General features: G+C 68.1%; 20 protein-coding genes. 5 read left to right on the forward strand and 15 right to left on the reverse strand.

From position 1 onward, the window contains the following. Positions 1-2: 2 nt before the first annotated feature. The 9 genes from AC1RHV_RS10940 to AC1RHV_RS10980 form a co-directional block, all read right to left on the reverse strand. Entirely contained in the window at positions 3-1,499 is a 1,497-nt protein-coding gene (locus tag AC1RHV_RS10940) for a PepSY-associated TM helix domain-containing protein (RefSeq protein WP_492300735.1), read from the reverse strand. Continuing rightward, on the reverse strand, positions 1,496-1,771 hold the full coding sequence (locus AC1RHV_RS10945; protein WP_054451232.1) for a hypothetical protein: 276 nt from the start codon (positions 1,769-1,771) through the stop codon (positions 1,496-1,498). Before AC1RHV_RS10945 ends, AC1RHV_RS10940 begins: the two co-directional genes overlap by 4 nt. Continuing rightward, on the reverse strand, positions 1,765-4,257 hold the full coding sequence (locus AC1RHV_RS10950; RefSeq protein ID WP_492300736.1) for a TonB-dependent siderophore receptor: 2,493 nt from the start codon (positions 4,255-4,257) through the stop codon (positions 1,765-1,767). Before AC1RHV_RS10950 ends, AC1RHV_RS10945 begins: the two co-directional genes overlap by 7 nt. A gap of 86 nt (positions 4,258-4,343) precedes the next feature. Continuing rightward, a complete protein-coding gene (locus AC1RHV_RS10955) occupies positions 4,344-5,300 on the reverse strand; it encodes a FecR domain-containing protein (RefSeq protein WP_492300738.1) in 957 nt (318 codons plus the stop codon). Beyond that, entirely contained in the window at positions 5,297-5,812 is a 516-nt protein-coding gene (locus tag AC1RHV_RS10960) for a sigma-70 family RNA polymerase sigma factor (RefSeq protein ID WP_175161855.1), read from the reverse strand. Before AC1RHV_RS10960 ends, AC1RHV_RS10955 begins: the two co-directional genes overlap by 4 nt. A 179-nt stretch (positions 5,813-5,991) precedes the next feature. Next, the gene (locus AC1RHV_RS10965) at positions 5,992-7,122 is read right to left on the reverse strand and encodes a CaiB/BaiF CoA transferase family protein (RefSeq protein WP_175161853.1); all 1,131 of its coding nucleotides are present in this window, start codon (positions 7,120-7,122) and stop codon (positions 5,992-5,994) included. Between the two features lie 41 nt (positions 7,123-7,163). After that, positions 7,164-8,360, reverse strand: a complete 1,197-nt coding sequence (locus AC1RHV_RS10970) for a thiolase family protein (protein WP_492300740.1) — start codon at positions 8,358-8,360, stop codon at positions 7,164-7,166. A gap of 60 nt (positions 8,361-8,420) precedes the next feature. Then, positions 8,421-9,470, reverse strand: a complete 1,050-nt coding sequence (locus AC1RHV_RS10975) for an acyl-CoA dehydrogenase family protein (protein ID WP_175161849.1) — start codon at positions 9,468-9,470, stop codon at positions 8,421-8,423. Between the two features lie 27 nt (positions 9,471-9,497). Beyond that, complete coding sequence (locus AC1RHV_RS10980; RefSeq protein ID WP_175161847.1) at positions 9,498-10,658, reverse strand: acyl-CoA dehydrogenase family protein; 1,161 nt, start codon at positions 10,656-10,658, stop codon at positions 9,498-9,500. A gap of 199 nt (positions 10,659-10,857) precedes the next feature. Between AC1RHV_RS10980 and AC1RHV_RS10985 the strand changes: the two genes are divergently transcribed. Next, the gene (locus AC1RHV_RS10985) at positions 10,858-11,775 is read left to right on the forward strand and encodes a LysR family transcriptional regulator (RefSeq protein ID WP_175161845.1); all 918 of its coding nucleotides are present in this window, start codon (positions 10,858-10,860) and stop codon (positions 11,773-11,775) included. Positions 11,776-11,791: 16 nt separating this feature from the next. Here the strand turns inward: AC1RHV_RS10985 and AC1RHV_RS10990 are convergent, their stop codons facing one another. From AC1RHV_RS10990 to AC1RHV_RS11015, 6 genes are all read right to left on the reverse strand, one after another. Then, entirely contained in the window at positions 11,792-12,763 is a 972-nt protein-coding gene (locus tag AC1RHV_RS10990) for a Bug family tripartite tricarboxylate transporter substrate binding protein (RefSeq protein ID WP_175161843.1), read from the reverse strand. Between the two features lie 63 nt (positions 12,764-12,826). After that, positions 12,827-13,807 (reverse strand): Bug family tripartite tricarboxylate transporter substrate binding protein, encoded by a 981-nt coding sequence (locus AC1RHV_RS10995; protein ID WP_175161841.1) that lies wholly within the window; start codon positions 13,805-13,807, stop codon positions 12,827-12,829. A gap of 70 nt (positions 13,808-13,877) precedes the next feature. Further along, positions 13,878-14,663, reverse strand: a complete 786-nt coding sequence (locus tag AC1RHV_RS11000) for a crotonase/enoyl-CoA hydratase family protein (RefSeq protein ID WP_192355222.1) — start codon at positions 14,661-14,663, stop codon at positions 13,878-13,880. Further along, on the reverse strand, positions 14,656-15,891 hold the full coding sequence (locus tag AC1RHV_RS11005; protein ID WP_492300742.1) for a CaiB/BaiF CoA transferase family protein: 1,236 nt from the start codon (positions 15,889-15,891) through the stop codon (positions 14,656-14,658). The genes AC1RHV_RS11000 and AC1RHV_RS11005 overlap by 8 nt, the downstream gene beginning before the upstream one ends. Before the next feature lie 206 nt (positions 15,892-16,097). Then, positions 16,098-17,081, reverse strand: coding sequence for a tripartite tricarboxylate transporter substrate binding protein (locus AC1RHV_RS11010; RefSeq protein WP_492300744.1), 984 nt, complete (start codon positions 17,079-17,081; stop codon positions 16,098-16,100). A 76-nt stretch (positions 17,082-17,157) separates the two neighbouring features. Further along, positions 17,158-18,162 (reverse strand): LysR family transcriptional regulator, encoded by a 1,005-nt coding sequence (locus AC1RHV_RS11015; protein WP_175161834.1) that lies wholly within the window; start codon positions 18,160-18,162, stop codon positions 17,158-17,160. Positions 18,163-18,508: 346 nt separating this feature from the next. Here AC1RHV_RS11015 and AC1RHV_RS11020 point away from each other — a divergent pair, with 346 nt between their 5' ends. From AC1RHV_RS11020 to AC1RHV_RS11035, 4 genes are read left to right on the forward strand one after another with little or no spacing between them, the layout of a single operon-like run. Further along, complete coding sequence (locus tag AC1RHV_RS11020) at positions 18,509-19,426, forward strand: SDR family NAD(P)-dependent oxidoreductase (RefSeq protein WP_175161832.1); 918 nt, start codon at positions 18,509-18,511, stop codon at positions 19,424-19,426. Between the two features lie 8 nt (positions 19,427-19,434). Then, positions 19,435-20,310 (forward strand): MaoC family dehydratase, encoded by an 876-nt coding sequence (locus AC1RHV_RS11025; protein WP_192330787.1) that lies wholly within the window; start codon positions 19,435-19,437, stop codon positions 20,308-20,310. After that, positions 20,307-21,779 (forward strand): 3-oxoacyl-[acyl-carrier-protein] synthase III C-terminal domain-containing protein, encoded by a 1,473-nt coding sequence (locus AC1RHV_RS11030; RefSeq protein WP_492300745.1) that lies wholly within the window; start codon positions 20,307-20,309, stop codon positions 21,777-21,779. Before AC1RHV_RS11025 ends, AC1RHV_RS11030 begins: the two co-directional genes overlap by 4 nt. Beyond that, positions 21,760-22,965 carry an acetyl-CoA acetyltransferase gene (locus AC1RHV_RS11035; protein ID WP_175161826.1) on the forward strand — a complete coding sequence of 402 codons (1,206 nt, stop codon included), beginning with the start codon at positions 21,760-21,762 and terminating at the stop codon, positions 22,963-22,965. Before AC1RHV_RS11030 ends, AC1RHV_RS11035 begins: the two co-directional genes overlap by 20 nt. The last annotated feature ends 36 nt before the right edge of the window (positions 22,966-23,001 follow it).

Here is a 23,001-nt window from a genome sequence, read left to right on the forward strand (position 1 = left end):
TCTTACTCCCGGCGCTTGCTGGCGCGATGCGCCATGTAGCCGAAGACGCAGGCGGCGGCGATGCTTGCCACCCAGACCGCAAGATGCAGCGGCCGTGCCCAAGCCGACCTCAGGCTCTCGTCGAACGCCATCGCCAGCATATCGGCAGAAGCCACGGCCAGCCATAGCAGCGCCGCCGCCCGCCATTGCTCCGTCCACAAGCGGCGCTCGCCTCGCACCAAGGCATGCACGCCGCAAACCATCCATGCCAGAAAGAAAGCCGTCACCTCGCGTTCATGCAACCCCGCCGCATGTGGCCAGGCCAGGCGATTGGCCAGCAGGTACGCGGCGCAGGCGCACGTCGGGCCGCAGATCATCGCCACATTCAACCGGTGCGCAGCGCGGCCGAAGCGGGAGGCGGCCGCCGCCGGCCGCGCCGTGTACAGGACCAGTCCCGTCGCGATCATGGCGGCGCCTGACAGGGCCAGCAGGAAGTACAGCGCGCGCAGCAGCGGCGCGGCGTAGTAGCCATAGTGCAGCCCTCCGAGCGTCCGGATCAGTTGCAAGGATCCAGGATAGGCGGTTTGCGCATCGACGACCCGGCCCGTCGCCGCATCCAGGCTGACGCGGTCGGGAAAGGCCAGCAGGCGGTCATCGTACCGGCGCCAGACATCCGCAAGCGCGCCTTGAGTGCCAGGCTGCCTGACCGTGATCGCGGCGATCTTGCCCGCGCCCAGTTCCGCCTCGGCGCGCTGCGCCAGGGCGGCCAGCGGCAGCATTGCGCTCGCACCGCTGCGCGGCGAACTGGCCGGCGGCTGCGGAAACACGTCCGCCACCATCGCCGCCACGTCGCCGCCATAGCGGCTTTGCACGCCTGCGGGCAGATAGCCCAGCAACAGCGTGCTCAAGGCGGTGAGCAGGATCATGCAATGAAACGGCAGCGGCAGCACCGACAGGACGTTGTGCGCATCGAGCCACGCGCGGCCGGGCGAAGCACGCGGCCTGAACAGGAAGAAATCCGCGAAGAAGCGCCGGTGCACAATGACGCCGGAAACCAGCGCCGCCAGCAGCGCCAGGGTACAGGCGCCGACCACCCAGATGCCGGCCTGGCCAGCATGCAGGCTGTAGTGGAACTCGACCAGGAAGTCGCCGCCCTCGGTGTCACGCGGCACGATCTCGCGCCCGCTGGCCGGATCGAGCAGCACGGCGCCGCCGCCCTTTTCATCCTCCCATGACAGCCCCAGCAGGGAACGGCGCGCATCCGGCAGCTCGATGCGCCAGGAAGCCGCCGCCGCGGCATTGCGCGCCAGCCAGTCTTGCGCGCGCTCCAGGGTTGGCGGCTGGTCCGCTCGACCAGCCGCGGAACTCTCCGGCTTCATCCAGAGGCTGATTTCAGGCGCGTAGACACTGAGCGCGCCCGTCAGGAACACTGCAAACGCCAGCCAGCCGAACAACAGGCCGACCCAGGTATGCAGCCAGGCCATGCGCTGGCGCAGGCTTCCTTCCGGATAGGCGTTCATGCCGCCGCTCCCCACGCCATGGCCCAGCAGCCCGCGCAGCCTGCGGCAATGATCAGCCACACGCGGCCCACGCTGCGGGCCGCGAAAGCCCATATCGCGAGGCCCACGTGCGCGGGAATGGCGGCCAAGGCCGGATAGAGGATGGCGTCGGCAGGCGGCAGCGGCAGTCGCGCCGCCGCTGCCACAGCGGCCCAAACCAGCGCATACGCGCCCAGCGTGGCCGCGCCCGCGCGCGCCGTCACGCCGCGCCAATTGCCGTGCGGCCTCACCATGCGTACCGCAGCGTGGCCAACACCAGCCGCCCGGCGCCGTAGGTGCACGACGTGGTGGTCACGCAAGTGCCCACATACGTGCGGTCGAACAGGTTGCTGGCGTTCAGCGACAGCGTCATGCCCCGCATCGCGGGCTGCATCCGGCCCAGGTCGTAGGACAGGGCGGCATCGACCAGCGTCACCGCCGGAATGCGCAAGGTGTTGGCCGCATCGCCCCAGTCGGCGCCGATGTAGCGCACGCCCGCTCCCAGTCCCAGACCCTGCAGCGGCCCCTCCTGCACCTTGTATGCCAGCCATGCCGCGGCCTGGTGCGCCGGCGCGTAGTACTGCTTCTTGCCCTGCCGCGACTGCGGCGCGCCATCGACGATGTCGACGTTGGAACTCTTGGTCACCACGGCGTCGACGTAGGAGTACGAGGCGATCACGTCCCAGCCGCGCGCGAGGCTGGCCTTGCCTTCCAGTTCGATCCCGCGCGAGCGGACCTCGCCCGCCTGCAGCTGGAAGCCCGGCGGACGGCCCTGCGTGGTATCGCTGGTCAGCACGTTGGTTTGCGTCAATTGATAGGCCGACAGCGTCACCATGCTGTCGCTGCCCGGCGGCTGGTACTTCAATCCCGCCTCGATCTGCCGGCCCTTGGTCGGCTGGAAGGGGTTGCTCTCGTAGTCGGTGCCGCCCGTGGGCGCGAAGGACGTCGAGTACGCCACATAAGGCGCCAGGCCGCTTTCCAGCATGTAGGTCAGGCCCGCCCTGCCGGTAAAGGCCGAATCGTTCTGCGCGACCTTGCCGGACGTCAGCAGATTGCGGGTCGTGCCGCGCGCCATGTCGTAGCGGCCGCCCAGCGTCAGCAGCCAGTTGCCGTACGAGATCTGGTCCTGCGCGTAGACGCCGGACTGTTCGGTGCGCTGGCGCGAATCGATGCGGGGAATCAGGTCCGAGACGCCCGGCCGGGGCCGCCCATACACCGGATCGTAGAGGTCCAGCGGCGGCACGCCGGCGATGACGTTGGCGAACTGGTAGGTGTCGCGCATGTCCAGATAGTCGAAGCCAGCCAGGAACTCGTGCCCGACCTGGCCGGTGTTGAAGCGCGCGACGGCCTGGGTATCCACGTTCAGCGTCGCCCCGGTGCCCTTGCCCTGCGACATCGAACGCGACCAGGTGCGCATGTCCACCGGATTGAGCATATAGCCCACGGTGGTGCGCGCCTCGCCCCGCATGTGGCTGTAGCGCAGTTGCTGCCTGACGGTCCAGGTGTCGTTGAACTGGTGCGAAAACAGATAGCCCGCCGAGTACTGCTCCCGGTCATAGGTATCCCAGCCGGGTTCGCCGGTATAGCGGTCGCGGGGAATGCGGCCGTTGGGATTGGAGTAAAGCGTGCCTGCCGCCGGCAGATTGCCGTACATGGGCACCTGGTGGTCCTTTTGATAGAAGCCCAGCAAGGTCAGCGAGGTGGCCGCCGACGGGCGCCACGTCAATGCCGGAGCGACGAAGGTCCGGTCCTCTTCCGAGTAATGGGCGGACTGGGCCGCATCGCGCTGCAATGCGACCAGGCGATAGCTCCACTGTCCGTCCTGGTCCATCGGGCCGCTCAAATCGGCGGCAGCCTGGATCCGGCCATAGCTCCCGGTCTGCAACTCGATCTCGCGCTGGGGCGCCGGCGTCGGCAGCTTGCTGACCATATTGATGAGGCCGCCGGGCGTATTCTGGCCGTACAGCACCGAGGACGGCCCTTTCAGCACTTCCACCCGCTCCAGCCCGTAGGGCTCGATCTGCAGCATGCCGAAGCTGTATGCGCCAAATGGCAGCCGGGCGCCGTCCAGGTTGTTGCGCGCGGCGTGGCCGCCGCGCAGGTAGATGTTGTCGTAGCGCAGATCGGCGCTGCCGCCCGGCGAATAGGCGCCCGGCGTGTAGGCCAGCGCCTCGACGATGCTGCGCGCGCCTCGCATCGTTATCTCGTCGCGCGTGACCACGTTCACCGTCTGCGGGATTTCCAGGATGGGCGTGTCGGTCTTGGTGCCGCTGGCGCTGCGCTGCGCCACGATGCCGGCTACGGGTCCGTAGGCCGACTCGTCCGTGCCCTCCACCCGCACCGCCGGCAGCACTGCTGCCGGCTCGTTGGGCACGCGCCTCAGCGTGTAGACATTGGCGCCATCGCGCCGCGCCGCCAACAGCGTGCCCGCCAGCAATTTGGCCAGCCCCGCCTCGACCGTCCATGCGCCTTGCAGCCCGGCCGTGCGCAAGCCTTCGGCCAGCGCCGGGTCGAACGAAAGATTGATGCGAGCCACCCCGGCGAAGGCCGACAGCGCCGGTCCCAGCGGGCCCGCCGGAATGTCGAACCGTGCCTGGACGGCTGCGCCGGACGTATTCGCAGCCGGCTGCGCGTGGATGGCCGGCGCCACTGCCACCAGTGCCGCGCAGAGCGCGCCAGCGGCGGCGCGGCGGTTCGTGCGGCAAGCTGACGTGGCCGCGTTGTTCTTGCTTGAAAGCATGCTGATCCCGACGAAGTACGAGCGAAGGTGCTATATGGACTTGTCGGACGAAGCGAAAAAAGGGGCCAAAAATCCGCGCGCCACGGTCAGGCCGGCGCCACGCTGACCCAGTAGCGGCTGCGCGAAACCACCCGCACCGGCAGGCTGCGCGACACCGCCAGCAGCACCGCATCGGTGTCATCCACCTGGAACCCGCCCGAGATGCGCAGATCGGCCACCGCCGGATCGCAGCGCAACAGGCCCGGGCGATAGCGCGCCAGCTCCTTCAGGAAGTCGGCCAGCCTCATGTCTTCCGCATAAAGCACGCCATCCAGCCAGGCTTGCGGCGGATGGACATAGGCGCGAGGCGCCAGGACTTCACGGTCCGAAAACTCGGCGCATTGCCCTGCCGCCAGCACGACGCCCGCCGCCGCCGCACGCGGCTGCAGCCGAACCTGCCCTTCGATCACCGCGACCCGGCTGCGCGCATCCAGTTGCCGCACGCCGAAGTACGTGCCCAAGGCCTGCACGCTGCCTTCGGCGGTGCGCACCCGCAGCGGCCGAGGGTCCGGCCGCGCCGCATGGGCCGAACGCAGCAGGATTTCGCCCTCCCGCAGCAGCACCAGACGTTGTTCCGCCGAATAGTCCAGGTCCACCGCCGAGGCGGTATTGAGCGCCAGCACGCTGCCGTCCGGCAGCTGGAACTGCCGGCGTTCGCCACTGCTGGTGGCGTAGTCCGCCGTCCAGCTCTGCCAGGGCGCCGTGCGCCATGCCAGCCAGCCCGCGGGCCCCCCCACGATCAGCCCCGCCAGCACCCGCAGACCCGCGCGCCGCGTCGCGTCCGCGTTCATGGCGGCCCGCCCCAGCCCCGGCGGCAAGCCGCCGAACTTGGCCAGGACAGCCTGCGCCCGGGTCCAGGCGCGGTCGTGCTCGGGGCTGCGTTGGCGCCAACGCTCACAGGCCAGCTTGTCCGCATCGGAGAAGCGACCCGAATGCAACCGCACCAGCCAATCCGCGGCTTCGCCCGCGATCTTCGGATCGATGGCGTCCGTCGCTGCCGTCATGACGCCGCCAGGATGCAATGCTTGAAGGCCTCGGCCATGTAGCGCTTGACCGTGCGCACGCTCACCCCCATCTCGACGCCGATCTGCTCGTACGTCAGGCCGTCGAGTTGCGACAGCAGGAATGCGATCCGGGCCTTGTCCGGCAGGGCCGCCAGCAAGGCGTCCACCTCGCGCAGCGTCTGCAGCACCATCAGGCGCTGCTCTTCCGACGGCGCATGCCGCGCCGGCATGGCCGCGAGGGCGTCGAGGTAGGCCTGCTCCAGCGCATGGCGCCGGTACAGGTCCACCATCAAGCGCTTGGCGATGGTGGTCAGGTAGGCGCGCGGCTCCTGCAACTCCGGCATGGCGCGCCGGCGATAGCTGCTCAGCAACCCGACAAACGTGTCCTGGGCCAGGTCGGCGGCGTCGGCGCTGTTGCCCAGCCGCCGGCGCAGCCAGCCGAACAGCCAGCCGTGATGCGCGTCGTAGATGCGCTGCACGGCGACGGCGCAAGTCGGGTCGGGGGGAGGCATGGCGAGGACGTGGTCGGATTACTTCGATAATGGGAATTAATCGCAATTATCGCCACAAATCCGCCCTCCGGCAATCCACGGTTTCCGATCGCACGGCCCCGGCCGGCGCGGCCGATCGAGCGAACGAAACCGGATTGGACTGGGAGCCTGCGCCAGCTCGCGGCCAGCGGCGGCCGCTTTCAAAGCGCTTTGCCGTATGCCTCGAAGTCCTCCGGATCCAGCCAATCTTTCAAAGCCTCGGCATCCGGCGGCTGCGGCGCCGTCGGCCTGGCGCTGGGCGTCCTGCTGAAGCGCGGAGCCGGCGCGGGCTGCGTGATGCCGTCCACCTCCAGCAGCGTGCCGCGCGCCCTGACCTGCGGATGCATGGCGGCGTCCCTCAGCGTCTGCACGGGCGCCACGCATACATCCAGATGTGCCAGCCTTTCGCACCAGTCGTCGCGACTGCGCTGGGCGAAGGCCGCAGCCAGCACCGTCCGCAAACGGGGCCACGTGTTCCTGTCCTGGTGGTCCCCCAGTTCGCGGATGGCATTGTCGTCCAGGCCCAACTGCCGCAGCAGCAGCTCGTGGAAGCGGCGTTCTATCGGGCCGACCGAAAGCCATAGGCCGTCGGCGCATGGGTACACGTCATAGAACGGCGCGCCCGAATCGAGGATGTTGCTGCCCCGTTGGGACTGCCATGCGCCCGACGCGGCCAGGCCGTAGAACGCCGTTGCCATCGAGGCCACGCCGTCCATCACGGCGGCATCCACCACCTGGCCCTGCCCGGACTGGCGCGCTTCGATGATGGCGGCCAGCATGCCCAATGCGAGATAGGGGCCGCCGCCGCCGAAATCGCCCACCAGCGCGAGCGGCGGCGTGGGCGGCTGGCCTGCGCGGCCGATGGCGTCCAGCACGCCGGTGACGGCGATGTAGTTGATGTCATGTCCGGCCACTTGCGCCAGCGGGCCGTCCTGCCCCCAGCCGGTGATGCGGCCGTAGACCAGCCGGGGGTTCTCCGCCAGGCAGGCTTGCGGCCCCAGGCCCAGCCGCTCGGTCACGCCGGGACGGAATCCTTCGATCAGCCCGTCGGCCTTGCGCAGCAACCGCAGCACCAGGGCGACGGCGCGCGGGTCCTTCAGGTCCAGCGCGATGGAACGCCGGCTGCGCAGCAGCAGGTTGTACTTCAGCTCGCGCTTGACCCCCAGGTCGGCGGGCTCCTTGCGTTCGATCCGCAGGACGGTCGCGCCCATGTCGGCCAGCAGCATGGCCGCCATCGGTCCCGGACCGATGCCGGCCAGCTCGATGATCCTGATTCCAGCCAAAGGTCCCATGTGTTCGTCTCCCCATGCATGGCGGCGCATGTGCCGCCGGATCAACACAATTCAATGGCGATGGCCGTGGCTTCGCCTCCGCCCAGGCACAGGCTGGCCACGCCGCGGCGCAGGCCGCGCCGCTCGAGCGAGTGCAGCAGCGTGACGATGATGCGCGCGCCGGTCGCGCCCACGGGATGCCCCAACGCGCAGGCGCCCCCTTCGACGTTGACCCGCTCGGCGGGCAGGCCCAGGTCGCGCAGCGCGATCAGGGCAACCACCGCGAAGGCTTCGTTGATCTCGTACAGGTCCACCGAGTCGCGACTCCAGCCCACCCGGTCGAGCAGACGCGCGATAGCGTGCACCGGGGCGACCGGGAACTGTCCCGGCGCCAGCGCTGCGGCGGCATGTCCGACGATACGCGCGCGCGGCGTCAGTCCCAGCGCCGCCACATGGCTTTGGCGCGTCAGCGCCAGCGCGGCCGCACCATCCGAGATCGAGGACGCGTTGCCGGCCGTGACCGTGCCGTCCGTGGAGAATACCGGCTTCAGACCGGCCAGCCGCGTCGCGTCGCAAAGGCCCGGCGTCTCGTCGTCGACAACGAGCGCGCCTGGCGCCACGCCGCGGCGATTCCGCGCCGCGATGGGCGCAATCTCCGCCGCGAAAGCCCCGGAGGCGATGCTGCCCTGAGCCCGCAATACGCTCTGTTCCGCATAGATATCCTGTTGGGCGCGGCTGAAACCGTGCTCGCGCGCCGCCAGATCGGCGTAGTGCCCCATCAGATGGCCTTCGTAGGCGTCCTGCAGGCCATCGCGGTACATATGGTCCAGCAATTGCCCAGCGCCCAGCCGGTATCCCTGCCGCGCCCTGGGTATCAGGTGCGGCGCGTTGCTCATCGACTCCATCCCGCCGGCCAGCACCAGGTCCGCCGATCCGGCGCTCAAGATGTCGTGCGCCAGGGTTACGGCCTTCATGCCCGAGCCGCACATCTTGCTTAGCGTGGTCGCCTGCACCGTGATTGGCAGCCCCGCGCCCAGCACGGCCTGGCGCGCGGGCGCCTGCCCCAGTCCGGCGAACAGGCAGCAGCCCATCAATGCCTCCTGGGCGGCATCGGGTGCCAGACCCGCCTGACGGATTGCGGCGGCCAGCGCATGAGCGCCCAGCTCGGGCGCGGTGTAGTGCGACAAGGCTCCCTGAAAAGCGCCAATGGGCGTGCGCTGCGCGCCGACGATGACGACGGGATCTGAATGGTTGGACATGAGTCGATACCTCGATTGCAAGGGAGTTCGAAGAATGCGCGGCTGTCGGTCCGCCTTGCGCTACGCGGCAACGCGCGCCGGCACAGCCGACATGACGCCGCGCACGAAGTCCAGCAAGGTCGGGCTGTCGCCGGCCAGCAGTTGCCTGCCGATCAGGCTGGCGCACTCGTCTTCGCTCGTGCCGGTGGCGCGCCACTCATGCAGCCGCGTGGTGTATATGCCCAGGGCCAGCTCTTCGGTGATCCCGATTGCACCGTGTATTGCGTGCGCCAGGGCGCACACCAGTGGAATGGCTTCGCCTGCCCGCAGCCGCGCGCAGGCCGCAAGCGTGGCGTCGGGAAACAGGGCCCCGCTGGCGCATGCCAGCCGTGCTGCCATGGCGGTGGATGCCACCTGCTCCGCGAGCATGCTGATCTCTTGCTGGATCGCCTGGAAGCGCCCCAGCGCTTTGCCGAACTGCTGGCGCTCGCCTACAAAGGCGACGCAGCGATCGAGCACCGCCTGCATCGCGCCGGCTATTCCGGCGGCGTCGGCGGCGTCACGCCAGGCCCGCACGGCGTCGTCCGGCAAGGCGATGCGGCCAAGGACCGCCGGTGAGTCCGCCCATTCGGGCGCGGCGCTCGCGCGCGGCCGGAACAAGCCGGGGTCCGACGCGGCGGGCGCGGCCACCAGCAACAGGCCGTCATCGCGCTGGACCAACAGGGTGCGCGCCAGTCCGGCTCCTGGCGTCTGGACGCAACGCAGGCCGCGCGGCCCCGGCAGCGCTCGGGCCAGGGCGATGGGCCCTTCGGGCACGGTCTGGCCGCTGGTGCGCAACAAGGCGCGCGCGAGCATGGTGTCGGCCAGCGGGTAAGGCAGCGCCAGGGCGCCCGCCGCACGCAGCAAACCCTCGGCGTCCTCCAGCGACAGTCCTGCGCCGCCCAGTTCCGCGGGCGTCAACGCGTCCACGTAACCGAGCGCATCGATGTCCCGCCACGTATCGGCGACGAGATTGTCCGCCCCAGCGCCCTCGCCGGCCGCCTCGATCTCGCGGACCCGCTCCAGCGGACACAAGCCAGCCAGGGCGCGCGCAAATTCGTCGTACAGGTCTTGCTGCATGGATGCCGGCATGGGCCCTCCTTCAGTGTTCGATGGGCCTTAGCGCAGGCCTAGCTCGCGCGCGATGATGCCGCGCAGGATATGGCGGGTACCGCCGCGCAGTGAAAAGGTCGGATTGATCAGGGTCAGGTAGGCCAGCGTGCGGGCAAGCGTCTCGTCAGGCGCCGCACCGGCGTCCGCGCGCAAGGCCTGGCCTATCCATTCGGGCACGGCCTGTTCGAACTCCGTACCCAGGTCCTTCACCAGCACGGCCGCAAGACTGGCGTCGGCCCCTTCGTTCAGGCGCTGCGTCACCGCCAGCGACATGGCCCGCAGCACCGTCAGCCGCCCGGCCAGGCGCCCCGCCAGGCGGATCTGCGCCTCGTCCGGCGAGGAAGCCCGGCGCAGATGCGCGAGCCAGCCGTCCATCAGCACCATGCTGGAATAGATCCGCTCCGGACCGCTGCGTTCCAGCGCCAGTTCAGCCGTGACCTGCCGCCAGCCGCTGCCCTCTTCGCCTACCAGCGCATCGCGCGGCAGGCGGACGTTGTCGAACAGGACTTCACAGAAATGCGCATCTCCCGCGATGTCGCGGATCGGACGAATTTCAATGCCGGGCAAGGACAGGTCGAAGATCATCTGCGACAGCCCTTTGTGCCGGTCTTCCGGCACGCCCGAGGTGCGTACCAGCGCGCACATGTAATGCGAGCGGTGGGCGTTGGTGGTCCAGATCTTGCGGCCGTTGAGCAGCCAGCCGTCGCCATCAGGGGTAGCGCGCGTGCGCACGCTGGCGAGGTCGGATCCGGTATCGGGCTCGCTCATGCCAATGGCAAAGAAGGCTTCGCCCCGGATGATGCGCGGCAGGTAGAAGTCGCGCTGCGCCTGCGAGCCGTAACGCAGAATCAATGGCGCGGTCTGGCGATCGGCGATCCAATGCGCCGACACCGGCGCACCCGCCGCGAGCAGCTCCTCGCTCAACACGAAGCGGGCGAAATTGCTGCGTTGCGCGCCGCCATAGGCGGCGGGCAAGGTCAGGCCCAGCCATCCCTGCCTCGCCAGCGCGCGGCTGAACTCCGCGTCATAGCCCATCCAGGAGCGCGCCCGTAGGTCCGCCGGCATGTCCTTCAGCGCCTCGCGCAGAAAGGCGCGCACTGACGGACGCAACGCCTCATCCTGCGCAGGAATCGCGGCAAGCTGCAGTGCCTCGTTGATAGCGCCCAATGTGATCCCCGGAACGCGCGGCGTCACGGCGCCGCCGCGCGCATTCCAATTTGCGAAAGTGCCGTGCAAACCCGGCCCGCGGCGGAGCGCGCGGGCTTCATGGCAATCTACACGGGGGGCACATCACGGTCTAATATTAGATGTGGACCGGGCAATACATCACAAATATCGCGAGCCCGGCGCATCAAGGGAGGCGCCCGTGGAGCTACGCCAGCTCAAGCAGCTGTTGGTCCTGTCCGAAACACTCAACTTCCATCGGGCCGCCGAGCGGCTGCACATGGCACAGCCGCCACTGTCGACCGCGATCAAGAAGCTGGAACAAGAGCTCGGCGTACAGCTTTTCGATAGGCTGCCGGCCGGCCTGCAGCCCACGCCAGCAGGCCAGGTTGTGCTGCGGTATGCACGTACCACTCTGTTCTATGCCGAGGAGATCCGCCGCGCGGCGAGGGAAGGTGCCAGCGGCGAACAAGGTGTCCTGAAGGTGGGCTTTGTCGGCTCGTCCACCTACTCGCTGATGCCGCGGCTGCTGTCGGAATTCCGCAAGGACTACCCGCGCGTCGACCTGATCATCGAGGAGTCCACCACCGTCGATCTGCTGCGCCGGCTGGACGCGCACACGCTGGACGTGGCGCTAGTTCGATTCCCTGTGCTCGAACCCACGGCCGCTCGCATCACCTTGCTGCAACCCGATCATCTGATGCTGGCAGTGCCAGCGGGCAGCCGCCACGCGCAGCGCGAGGACGTCGCGTTGAGCGAACTGGCGGATGAGCCGTTCATCGGCTATTCGCGCACGCATGTTCCGGGCATGCACGCGCTGGTCATGTATGCCTTCCAGCAGGCAGGCGTGGTGCCGCGCATTGCGCAAGAAGCGATCCAGGTGCAGACCATCCTGAGCCTGGTCGAAAGCGGGCTGGGCGTGGCCATCGTGCCGGCGGTGGCCCGCCGGCAAGCGGGCAGCAATGTGCGCCTGGTCAATGTTTCGCAGCTGGCCGAAACCATCAAGGTGGGCATCGCCCTGGCAGTGCACCCGGACAATGCCACCCCTACCACCGCCAATTTCGTCGAGATGGCCTGCCGCCTGATGCGGCCGGCGCCCACGGTCGCGGCCCCCGAATGACGGGGCCTGGACGCGTCTACTCCTGCTGGATATTGGCCAGCTTGGCGATGCGCCGCATGGACTCGAGCTCGTCCTTCTGGAAGGCCGCGAGCGTCTCGGGGCCGCCGACAAACGACTCGCCGCCCAGATTGGCCATGAACGCGCGGCCCTCGTCGCTGCACACCAGCGCCTGCACTGCATCCGACACGCGCGCCACGATGGCGGGATCGACCTTCGCGGGAAAGAACGCAGCCGTCCAGGCATAGGCCTCGTAGCCCTTGGTGCCGCTCTCCTGCATCGTAGGCACGTCCGGCAGGTCCTTGATGCGCTTCGCGCTGGTCACTGCCAGCGGCCTCAGCTTGCCGCCGCGTATCAGCGGCAGCGCGGCGCTGACGTCGGCCAGGCTGTACTGCACCACGCCGCCCGCCAGATCCGCCAGGGCGGCCGACGTGCCCTTGTACGGCACGTGCGTGGCCTTGATCCCGTTCTGCTCATGGAACAGCTCCAGCACCACCTGATAGGTCGCGGTTCCGCTCGCGAAGTTCAGCTTGCCGGGCGCTTCCCTGGCGGCCGATACCAGGTCCGCCACGTTGCGGTATGGCGAGTTGGCCGGCACCACCAGCACCATGGGAAAACGCGCGATGGGCGCGACCGGCGAAAAATCCTTGATCGCGTCATAGGGCAGGTGCTTGAAGACGGCGGCATTGGTCGTCATGGGCGAATTGCTGGCCACGAACATCGTGTAGCCATCCGGCGCGGCGGTCGCCACCGCCTGGGCGGCGATGAAGCTGTTGGCGCCCGGCCGGTTCTCGACGATGAACGGCTGTCCGAACTGCTCGGCCAGATGTTTGGACAGGAATCGCGCCGTGGTGTCGGCGCCGCTGCCGGGCGGCAGCGAGACGATGATCTTCACCGGATGCGAGGGATACTTTTCCGCGGCGCGGGCGTTGCCGCCCAGCGCCAGCGCCGCGCCCAGCATCGCCGTCATGGCCAGGGTCCTGATATTCATACTTGTCTCCGCAAGGCTGTTCCATTCATAGTCATGGCCTCGCGGCCATGGCGTTTGCCATATTCATTCAGGCTGTATGCCTGCCATCCTGACCGCGTCGCCCCAGCGCCGGACCTCCTGCCCCAGATAAGCCTGGAACTCGGCGGGCGAGGAACTGCGCAGGTCTACCCCCTGCGCCGTAAACGGTCCGGCGATGGCCGGATCGCGCACCGCCGCGGCCACCGCCTGGTTCAGGCGCTGGATCACCGGCTGCGGCGTGGCAGCCGGCGCCAGCACGCCTTGCCAAGTACTCATCGTAAGGTCCTGCAAGCCGGCTTCGCGCAGCGTCGGCACCTGCGGCAACGCGGGCGACCGTTCGGCGCCGGTCACGGCCAGCGCCTTGACCCTGCCGTCACGGATATAAGGCAGCGCCGAGCTGATCGCGTCCACCATGAACTGCACCTGGCCGCCCAGCATCGCCACCATGGCCGGATTGGTGCCCTTGAAGGGAATGCCCACGGCGCGCGTGCCGGTGGCATGCAGGAACAGCGCCACGCTCAAATGCGTGATGTTGCCGACGCCGCCGGTGCCATAGCTGAGCGCATCGGGACGCGCCTTGAGGTAGGCGATGAATTCGCTGGTGTCCCTGGGCGGCAAGGCATTGGTCGTCATCAGCACCAACGGGATCGAGGCCGTCAGCCCCACCGGCGCGAAATCGCGCAATGGGTCATAGGGCAGCTGCCGGTACAGCGCGGGGCTGATAGCCAGGCCCGACGAGTGATATAGCAGGGTGTATCCGTCGGGCCGCGCGCGCGCCACGGTTTCGCCAGCGATGTTGCCGCTGGCGCCGGTCTTGTTCTCGACGACCACGGGCTGGTCCAGTTGCCGCGCCACGTGCTGCGCCACGGCCCGGGCCAGCACATCGGTCGGACCGCCCGCCGCGTAAGGCAGGATCAGCCGCAAGGGCTGCGCCGGCCACGCCGCGGGATTGGCGACGGCGCGCGCCAGCGGCAGGCCAGCCAGCGCGCCTAAAGCGGCCACCAGCGTTCTTCTTTTTGTCTCCATGGATCTCCTCCTTATGTCGCCTCGTTGTCGGTTGCGCGTCGGCGAGGCTGCCGTGGCCAGGGCGCAAGCCTCAGCCGCGCGTCTTGTCCAGGTATGCGTCCAATGCGCTGGCGTGCTCTTGCGTGTGGTGCGCCAACGCCTGGAAGCCGGCCGATAATTCCAATAGGGTATCCAGCCGGGTGTGCTGGCCTTCGCGCAGCAAGCGCTTGGTCAGACGCAGCGCATGGCCGGAATGCTGGGCAATCTCCTGTGCCAGGGCCATGGCGGCCGGCAGCAGCGCCTCCTGGCTGAGCACCTGCGAAACCAAGCCCATGTCGAGCGCCTGGGCGGCGTCGACGCTACGGCCGGTAAACGCCAGCTCGCACGCGCGCGACATGCCGACCACCCGCGGCAGCAGCCAGGCGCCGCCGTCTCCCGGCGTCAGGCCCAGCTTGACGAAGCTCTCGGCGAAGCGCGCCTCCTCGGCGGCCAGACGCATGTCGCACATGCAGGCCAGGTCGCAGCCCGCGCCGATGGCCGGCCCGTTGACCGCCGCTATCGTCGGCACTTCCAGATTGCACAGGGCCAGCGGCACACGCTGGATGCCATCGCGGTAGGCCTGCCGGCTGCGCACCGGCTCGCCCAGGCCGGCGCCGACGGCTGCGGACAAGGTCTTGAGATTGCCGCCGGAAGAGAACACGCCGTGCGCGCCGGTCAGCACCACGGCGCGCACCGACATGTCCGCGTTGACCTCGGCGCAGACGTCCACAAGCGCGTCGATCGCGTCGGGATCGGATAGCGCGTTACGTGTAGCCGCGCGGTCCATGGTCAGGAGCAGCACGGCCCCATGGCGCTCGCGTTTCAGGAAATCAGTCATGGGCAGCTCCGGTCACTGCGGCATCGTTGGTCGCCGTCAAGGTCACGCCATCCCTTAGCAGCGTGGCAATGGCTTCATCCGGGTAGCCGGCCTCCTTCAGCACCTCGACGCTGTGTTCGCCCAGCCGCGGCGCATGCCGCGAGGGGTCGGGCGGCGTGCCGGACCAGCGCGACGGCACCGCCATCGTGCGCAGCTTGCCCTCGCTGGGATGCTCGACCGTGTTGAAGAACCCGACAGCTTCCAATTGTGGATCGCGCAGCAGCGAATCCACCGTGTGCATGGGCATGGCCGGAATATCCGCCGCCTCAAACGCCTCGAGCCATTGCGCGGTCGTGCGCTTGGCGATCTCGTCCGACACCAGGCGATAGATCGCATGGATGTGCTGGGTGCGAGTGCCTATGTCGCGGAACCACGGGTCGGTGGACTCGCGCCCAGGCTGGCCGATCAATTCGAAGAACGCCGCCCATTGCTTGTCCGCGTAGATCAACACGCAGATATGCCCGTCCAGCGTGGCATAAGGGCGCCGGTCCGCGTTCAGGATGCGCGGATAGCCGGGAGGGCCCAAGGGCGGCTCGAAGGACTGGCCTGCCATGTGATCGCCCAGAATCAATTGCGCCATGGTCTCGAACATGGGCACATCGATGGCCTGCCCCTGTCCTGTCCGGGCCCGGTGGTACAGGCCGGCGCTGACCGCGTTGGCCGCGCTGATGCCCACGATGCGGTCGGCAATGGCGCTGGGCGCGTACCGAGGTGTTTCACTGCCAGCCTGGACCGACAACGCCGGGATGGCCACCGCGCCCTGGATCAGGTCGTCGTAGGCGGCGCGCGCCGCATAGGGCCCCCGCTGATCGTAGCCGTAGACGCCCACATACAGGATCGCCGGGTTGACCTGCGCCAGCTCCTGATAAGACAGCCCCAGCCGCGCCATGGCCTGCGGCCGCACGTTGTAGATCAGGACGTCGCAGGTCGCCGCCAGCTTCAGCAGCGCGTCGCGGCCGGCGGGCCGCTTCAAGTCCAGCACGACGCTGCGCTTGCTGCGGTTGGCGTGCAGAAAGATTCCGCCCATGCCAGGATGCCGCGCCGGGCCGATGCCGCGCACGTTGTCGCCGGCCGGAGGTTCGACCTTGATCACGTCCGCGCCCAGGTCTCCCAGTATCTGCGTGGCGTAGGGGCCCATCAGCACCGTGGTGACATCCAGGATGCGCACGCCTTCCAACGGGCCACTCATGCCCTGCACCCCGAACGCCCCGCCCGCACGCGCATCCCGCGCGGCCCGGATATCCTGCAAACACCACCTTCGAACATGACAGCTCCCATTCCAGAATGTCTTGCTGGACATCCTAGGTAAGAACTGCAAGCGCCGGAAATACTATATTTGGGTCAGCCGATACATCCAGGATATTGGCGGGAGATCGCGGCCGAGCCGGCCCTAGTTCAGGGCAGCGCGCCGCCGACCGTGCGCGCCAATTCCCCGTACCGCAACTTTTCGGCCTGAATTTCCCGGGAGAATTCCTTGCTCCCAATCCCCACCACTTCGCCACCGCTCTGCTGGGCCAGTTGCGCCCGCAGCGCCGGATCGTCCATGACCTGTCGCATCATGTCTTCAAGCTTGCCGGCTATCGCCGGAGGCGTCTTGGCGTGTATGGCGAAGCCTATGAAAATGTACAGGGAGTAGCCGGGATAGCCCGATTCCTGCACGGTCGCCACGTCGGGCAGCAGCGGATGACGCTGGTCTCCGGCTACGGCCAGCGCCCGGATTTTCCCCGAGGCGACCAGGGGCGCGGCGCCGGCGATGTCTATCAACGCCAGATCCACCGAGCCCCCCACCACGTCCGCCACTGCCTGCGCGGCGCCCTTGTATGGGACATGGTTGAAATCCACGCCCGCGCGGCTGGCCAGGTCGAGCGCGCCCAGGCGATAGCTGTTCCCGTAGGTGGCCAGGCTGACGCCGCCCTTGTCGCGGCGGGCTGCCGCGACGACGTCGCCCAGGTTCTTGTATGGCGAACTCACCGATGCGACCAGCACGGCCACGTGCCGGGTCACGTTGAGCATCGGCAGCAGATCCTCGGGGCGATACGGCAAGTCTTTTACAAACAATGGGTTGATCACTGTCGCGCTGGGGCTGATCAACACCACGGTGTAGCCGTCGGCTGGCGCGCTCAGCGCCACCTGGGTGCCTAGCGAGAGTTCAGCGCCGGGCCGGTTCTCCACCAGTGTGGACTGGCCCGCCACTTTGCGAAGGTGCTCGGCGAAGGTGCGCGTCATCGTATCGCCGCTGCTGCCGGGTCCGATGGGCACGATGAAGCGTATGGGACGTGAAGGATAGGCATCGGCTCCGGCTCCTGCGGCCGGCATCGAAGCAAGCAGTGCGGCGCAGGCGAGCACTGCAGCGCGCCACGCGGTTCTGGCAACGGACATGGTTTCGTCTCCTCGGGTTCTTGTGGCCTGTCACGATAGCGACAAGAACTCCGGCGTGCCATGCGGGAACCGACGATCAGCTATGCACGGTCTGAACAGCTGTCTGCCAGGCCTTGGCCCAGCGCGCCTCGCGCATCTGCGCGGCCTGCTGCAATCGGACGAAGTGCTCTCCCAGCACCGCGACCAGGCAGCGCTCTACCGCAAGGCTGGCGCGGTTGATGCGGTGCTTGGCGCCGGTGGCGCAGAAGGTGTGCAAGGTGAGCGCCGGTTCGACGATGCGGGAAATCGCCAGGTCGCCTTCGTCCAGGTAGTCCTCGATGCGATGCACCTGGGTAATGGCATGGCGGCCGCAGCGGCGCACCACCTCGCGGATCATCGCGCCGGAGTTGATCTCCAGTTCCGCGCGCAACTCCAGCTGCATGTCGCGGGTGCGTTCACGCACCACGGCCTCCACGGGGTTGGGCGAAGGCGGCATCACGATGGACAAGCCGTTCAATGCGGCCAGCGGCACGGTGGGGTCGCGCAACAGCGGCGAATCGCGCCGGCCCAGCAGCACCAGGTCGGACGAAAACAGGCGCTGTGCCTGGGCGGGCGGCTCGGGCTGGCAGCTGTTGAAGACGCCGATATCGAGCTTGCCCGCCGCCAGCCTGTCCATCACGTCGCGGCTGTAGCTTTCGTGTATGACCAGATGGATCCTGGGAAACTGGGACGTTATGCGATTCACCAGCATCGACACCGGGCCTTCGGCGGCCCAGCGCGGCAAGGCGATCTCCACCGTGCCGGACGGCTGCTCATTGGTGGAGGAAGCCAGCTCCAGGAAGCCGGTGGCGCCATCCAGCAGGCCCTGCGCCACGGGCAGCAGCGCCACGCCCAACTCGGTCAGCAGCACGCCGCGGCCAGTGCGGTTGAACAGGCGGCCGCCCAACTGTTCTTCCAGTTCCAATACCCGCCGGCTCAGCATGGACTGCGAGCATCCCCGCAGCACCGCCGCCTGCGAAAAACTGCCTGACTCCGCAGTCGCGACGAAAGCGGACACGTTCTCGATCTTCAGCTCATCGGCTGCGCGGGCCACCAGTTTCACTTTCTGTCTCCTGCCGGGATGGGACAGCCTGCATTGGTTTTTTTTGATCATATCAGGGCGTATCGCGCCCATGCGGCCTGGCGCGGCGCCGCGTCAAAGGTGCTGCGTTGCGGCAAGCGCGCGCCGACCGGCTGCTTCATCCATGCCGGATCGGGATCAACCCGCAGCAGCTCCGGGAGCGTTCTTGCTGCCACGCAGCACGGACCGAATCACCACGAATCGACCTGAGCGTTGCCGATCCTGCATACCTGCCATCCGCTGCGCGTGCTTACCCCGCTCGCCCTCCATGCCTACAGTTGGCCCATCCCGATTCCGGGTGTACGGATCAACCTGCCAAGGAGATGAAATGGCTGGAGTACTTGAAGGGAAAGTCGTTCTGGTCACCGGCGCCGGCCGCGGCGTCGGCCGCGAAATCGCCCTGCTGGCGGCGCGCGAGGGCGCAGCCGTGGTGGTCAACGATCTGGGCGGCAGTCCGAACGGCGAAGGCGCAGGCACGCTGGACCCGGCATCCGAGGTGGTCGCGGAAATCCGCCAGGCAGGCGGGCGCGCCGTCGCCAACGGCGACAGCGTCTCCGACCCGGATGCGGCGGCGCGCATGGTACAGACCGCCGTCGATAACTTCGGACGGCTGGACGGCGTGGTCAATAACGCCGGCATCCTGCGCGACCGGATGTTCCACAAGATGAGCAACGTGGACTGGCAGCAGGTCATCGACGTGCATCTGCAAGGCGCCTACAACGTCAGCCGCGCCGCCGCCGCGATGTTCCGCGAGCAGCAGTCCGGCGCCTACGTGCACATGACCTCGGCAGCCGGCCTGGTGGGCAACATCGGCCAGGCCAATTATTCGGCGGCCAAGCTGGGCATCGTCGGGATATCGCGCTCCATCGCGCTGGAAATGGAACGTTGCAACGTACGCTCGAACTGCGTGTCGCCTTGGGCCTGGAGCCGCCTCATCGGCACCCTGCCCGACGAAACCGAGGAGCAGAAGCGCCGGTTGGAACGCTTCAAGCAGATGACCGCCGACAAGATCGCCCCCATGGTCGTGTACCTGCTGTCAGACCTGGCCGCCGGCGTGAGCGGGCAGATCTTCGGCGTGCGCAAGAACGAAATCATGCTGTTCAGCCAGCCGCGGCCGGTACGCAGCGTGCATCGCTCGGAAGGCTGGACCGTCGAAGCCATCGCCGAGCATGCAATCCCTGCGATGCAGCCCAGTCTGGTGCCGCTGGAAAGCGCGCGCGAGGCTTTCGCCTGGACTCCGGTATGAGGCCCGCCATGAGACTCGACCCCGACAAACTGATGCGGCGCCACTTCGAACCGGTGGAGCAGACCTACACCGCCAAGGACTCCATCCTGTACGCGCTGGGACTGGGCTTGGGCCGCGACCCGCTGGATGCGCGCGAACTGCCCTTCGTCTACGAAGAGCGGCAATTGGCGGTGCCAACCCAGGCCGCGGTGCTAGGCTACCCCGGCTTCTGGATGAAGGAACCCGACACCGGCATAGACTGGCGCCGAGTGCTGCACGCCAGCCAGTCGGTGCAGCTGCATCGTCCGCTGGCGCCGGCCGGCACCGTCATCGGACGTACGCGGATCAAGGACATCCTCGACAAGGGGCCGGACGTCGGTGCGCTTTTCTTCGTGGAACGCACGCTGGAAACGCGCGACGGCGCCCTGCTTGCCACCGTGGAACAGGCAGTGATGGCGCGCGGCAACGGCGGCTTCGGCGGCGCCAGCGGCCCGTCACCGGCGCCCGCCAAGCTGCCGGAAAGCACGCCCGAACACGTCTGCGACCTGCCCACGCTGACATCCCAGGCCCTACTCTACCGCCTGTCCGGCGACCTGAATCCGCTGCATGCGGACCCCGAGGTCGCGCGCGCGGGCGGTTTCGAGCGGCCCATCCTGCATGGCCTCTGCTCCTACGGCATCGCCTGCCACGGGCTGCTGCGCATGCTGTGCGACTACGAGCCGGCCAGACTCAAGCGCATCGACGTGCGCTTCAGCGCGCCGGTCTATCCCGGCGAGACCATCCGCGTCGAGGCCTGGGGCGCCAGCGGCGAAGTCCGCTTCCGCGCCACGGCGCTGGAACGCCAGAAAGTGGTGCTGAACAACGGTCTGGCCATCATCGACGCGGCGCACGGAGCAGGCGCATGAGAGGCATACTTTCCTTCGGCGCCTACATTCCGCGCCTGCGCCTGCAGCGTGAGGCGATCGTGCGCAGCCATTCCTGGTACGACGCCTCGCTGGCGGCACATCGCGCCGGCGAGCGTTCCATGTGCGGTTACGACGAGGATGCCATCACCATGGCAGTGGAAGCCGCGCGCGACTGCCTGCAGGGGTTCGATAGCCCCGCCGTGAACGACCTGCTGCTGGCCTCGACCTCGTTGCCCTACGCCAGCCGGTTGAACGCCAGCATCGTGGCGCAGGCCTTGAATCTGGCCGAGGACATCGGCGCCATCGACGTCGCGTCCTCGCAGCGCGGTGCAACCTCCGCCTTGATGCAGGCGCTGCGCGGGGGCCCTGGACGCAGCGCGCTGGTCGTGGCGAGCGACCGCCGCAAGGCCAAAGTGGCCAGCGCGCAGGAGCTGCTGTACGGCGATGCCGCGGGCGCGGTGCTGGTGGGCGATGGCGAGGCCATCGCCGAACCCCTGGCGCTGGAAAGCCGCAGCATCGACATGGCCGACCACTATCGCGGCGTCGGCGCGGCCACCGACACCTATTGGGAAGAGCGCTGGATACGCGAGGAAGGACACAGCGCGCAGATTCCGCAGGCCATCTCGGCGGCGCTGCGCCAGGCCCGGCTGGACCCTGGCCAGGTGGATACCCTGTGCGTGGCGCTGCCGCAAAAGGGCGCGGCGCAGCGGATCGCCAAGCTCGCCGGCATCCCCCCCGACCGCGCGCATGACACGCTGGCGGCCACGGTAGGCAACGCTGGCTGCGCCCATCCGCTGCTGATGCTGGCACATGCTCTGGGTGCGGCCGCCCCGGGGCAAGTGCTGGTGTTGGTCGCATTCGGCCAGGGAGTGGACGTGCTGGTCTTGCGCACCACCCCGGCCCTGGCCGCCCTGCCTGGCCGGCTGGGCGCGCAAGGCTGGCTGGCGCGCGGCAAGGCCGAGGACAACTACATGAAGTTCCTGGTTTTCAACGACCAGCTTGCGCTGGAACGCGGCATGCGCGCCGACAACGACAAGCTTACGCCGCTCTCCGTCGAATACCGCAACCGCAAGGCGGTGCACGGCTTCGTCGGCGGGCGTTGCCGCGCTTGCGGCACGGCCCAGTGGCCGCGCGCCGACATCTGCGTCAATCCCGCCTGCGGCGCCAGCGGCACGCAAGAGGACCTGCCGTTCGCCGACACCCCGGCCAGGATCATGAGCTACACGGCGGACCGCCTGGCCTATACCCCCGATCCGCCTGCCTGCTACGGCATGGTTCAGTTCGAAGGCGGAGGCCGCCTGATGATGGACTACGCCGACATGGACGAAGACGAGCTCGCTGTCGGCGTTGCGCTGCGCATGAGCTTTCGGATCAAGGCGTACGACGCCGCGCGCGGCTACACCCGCTATTTCTGGAAGGCGACCGTCGCCAACCCTAAGGAGAACAGGCATGGCAACGGGAATTCGTGACAAGGTGGTGATCCTGGGGATGGGCTGCTCGCACTTTGGCGAGCGCTGGGATCGCAGCGCTGAGAATCTCGCGGTGGAGGCCTTCGGCGAATGCCTGCTGGATGCCGGGATCGGCAAGGAACAGATCCAGGCGGCATGGCTGGGCACCGGCATCGAAACGCAGCACCTGGGCAGCGGCGGCGTACCGCTGGGCGTTGCCCTGAGATTGCCCAACATCCCCGTCTCGCGCGTGGAGAATTTCTGCGCGTCCGGCTCGGAAGCGCTGCGCGGCGCCGCCTATGCGGTGGCCTCCGGCGCCTGCGACTTTGCGCTGGCCTTCGGTGTGGAGAAGCTTAAGGACACCGGCTACGGCGGCCTGCCCCAACGTCCGCGCGGTCCGCTCAACGACATCGTGTGGCCCAACATCAGCGCGCCCGGCTCGTTCGCGCAGTTGGCCAGCGCCTACCGCGCCAAGCATGGCGTCGATGCGCGCGACCTGAAGCGCGCCATCGCCCATATCTCGGTGAAAAGCCACGCCAACGCCGGCCGCAATCCCAAGGCCCATCTCCGCAATCCGATCAGCATGGAGGACGCGATCAACGCGCCGATGATCGCCGAGCCGCTGGGCCTGTACGACTGCTGCGGCGTTTCGGACGGCGCTGCTTGCGCGATATTGACCACGCCTGACATCGCGCGCGGCCTGGGCAAGCGCGACCTGGTGGCAATCAAGGCGCTCCAGCTGGCGGTATCCAGCGGCAGCGAAGCCGGGCACGACAGCTGGGACGGCAGCTACTTCCAGACCACCCGGGTCGCGTCGGCCCGCGCCTATGAAGAGGCCGGCATAGGACGGCCGCGCCAGCAGATCGACCTGCTGGAAGTGCACGACTGCTTTTCCATCACTGAACTGGTGACGATGGAGGACATGCACATCTCGGCTGAAGGGCGCGGCGCCCATGACGTGCTGGACGGATTCTATGACGCGGACGGCACGATTCCCTGCCAGATCGACGGCGGCCTCAAGTGCTTTGGCCATCCCATCGGCGCGACCGGACTGCGCATGGCCTACGAGATGTATCTGCAGATGCTGGGCCGCGCCGGCGCCCGCCAGCGCGCCGACGATCCCGCCCTGGGTGTGATCCACAACCTGGGCGGCTTTCCCTGGCAGAACGTGTGCAGCGTCTCCGTGCTGGGCAAGTACGGCGCCTGACCGGCGCACATCGGACAAGAAAGGAGAAACAACGTG

The organism is Achromobacter sp. GW823-FHT04E03, from assembly GCF_058796095.1.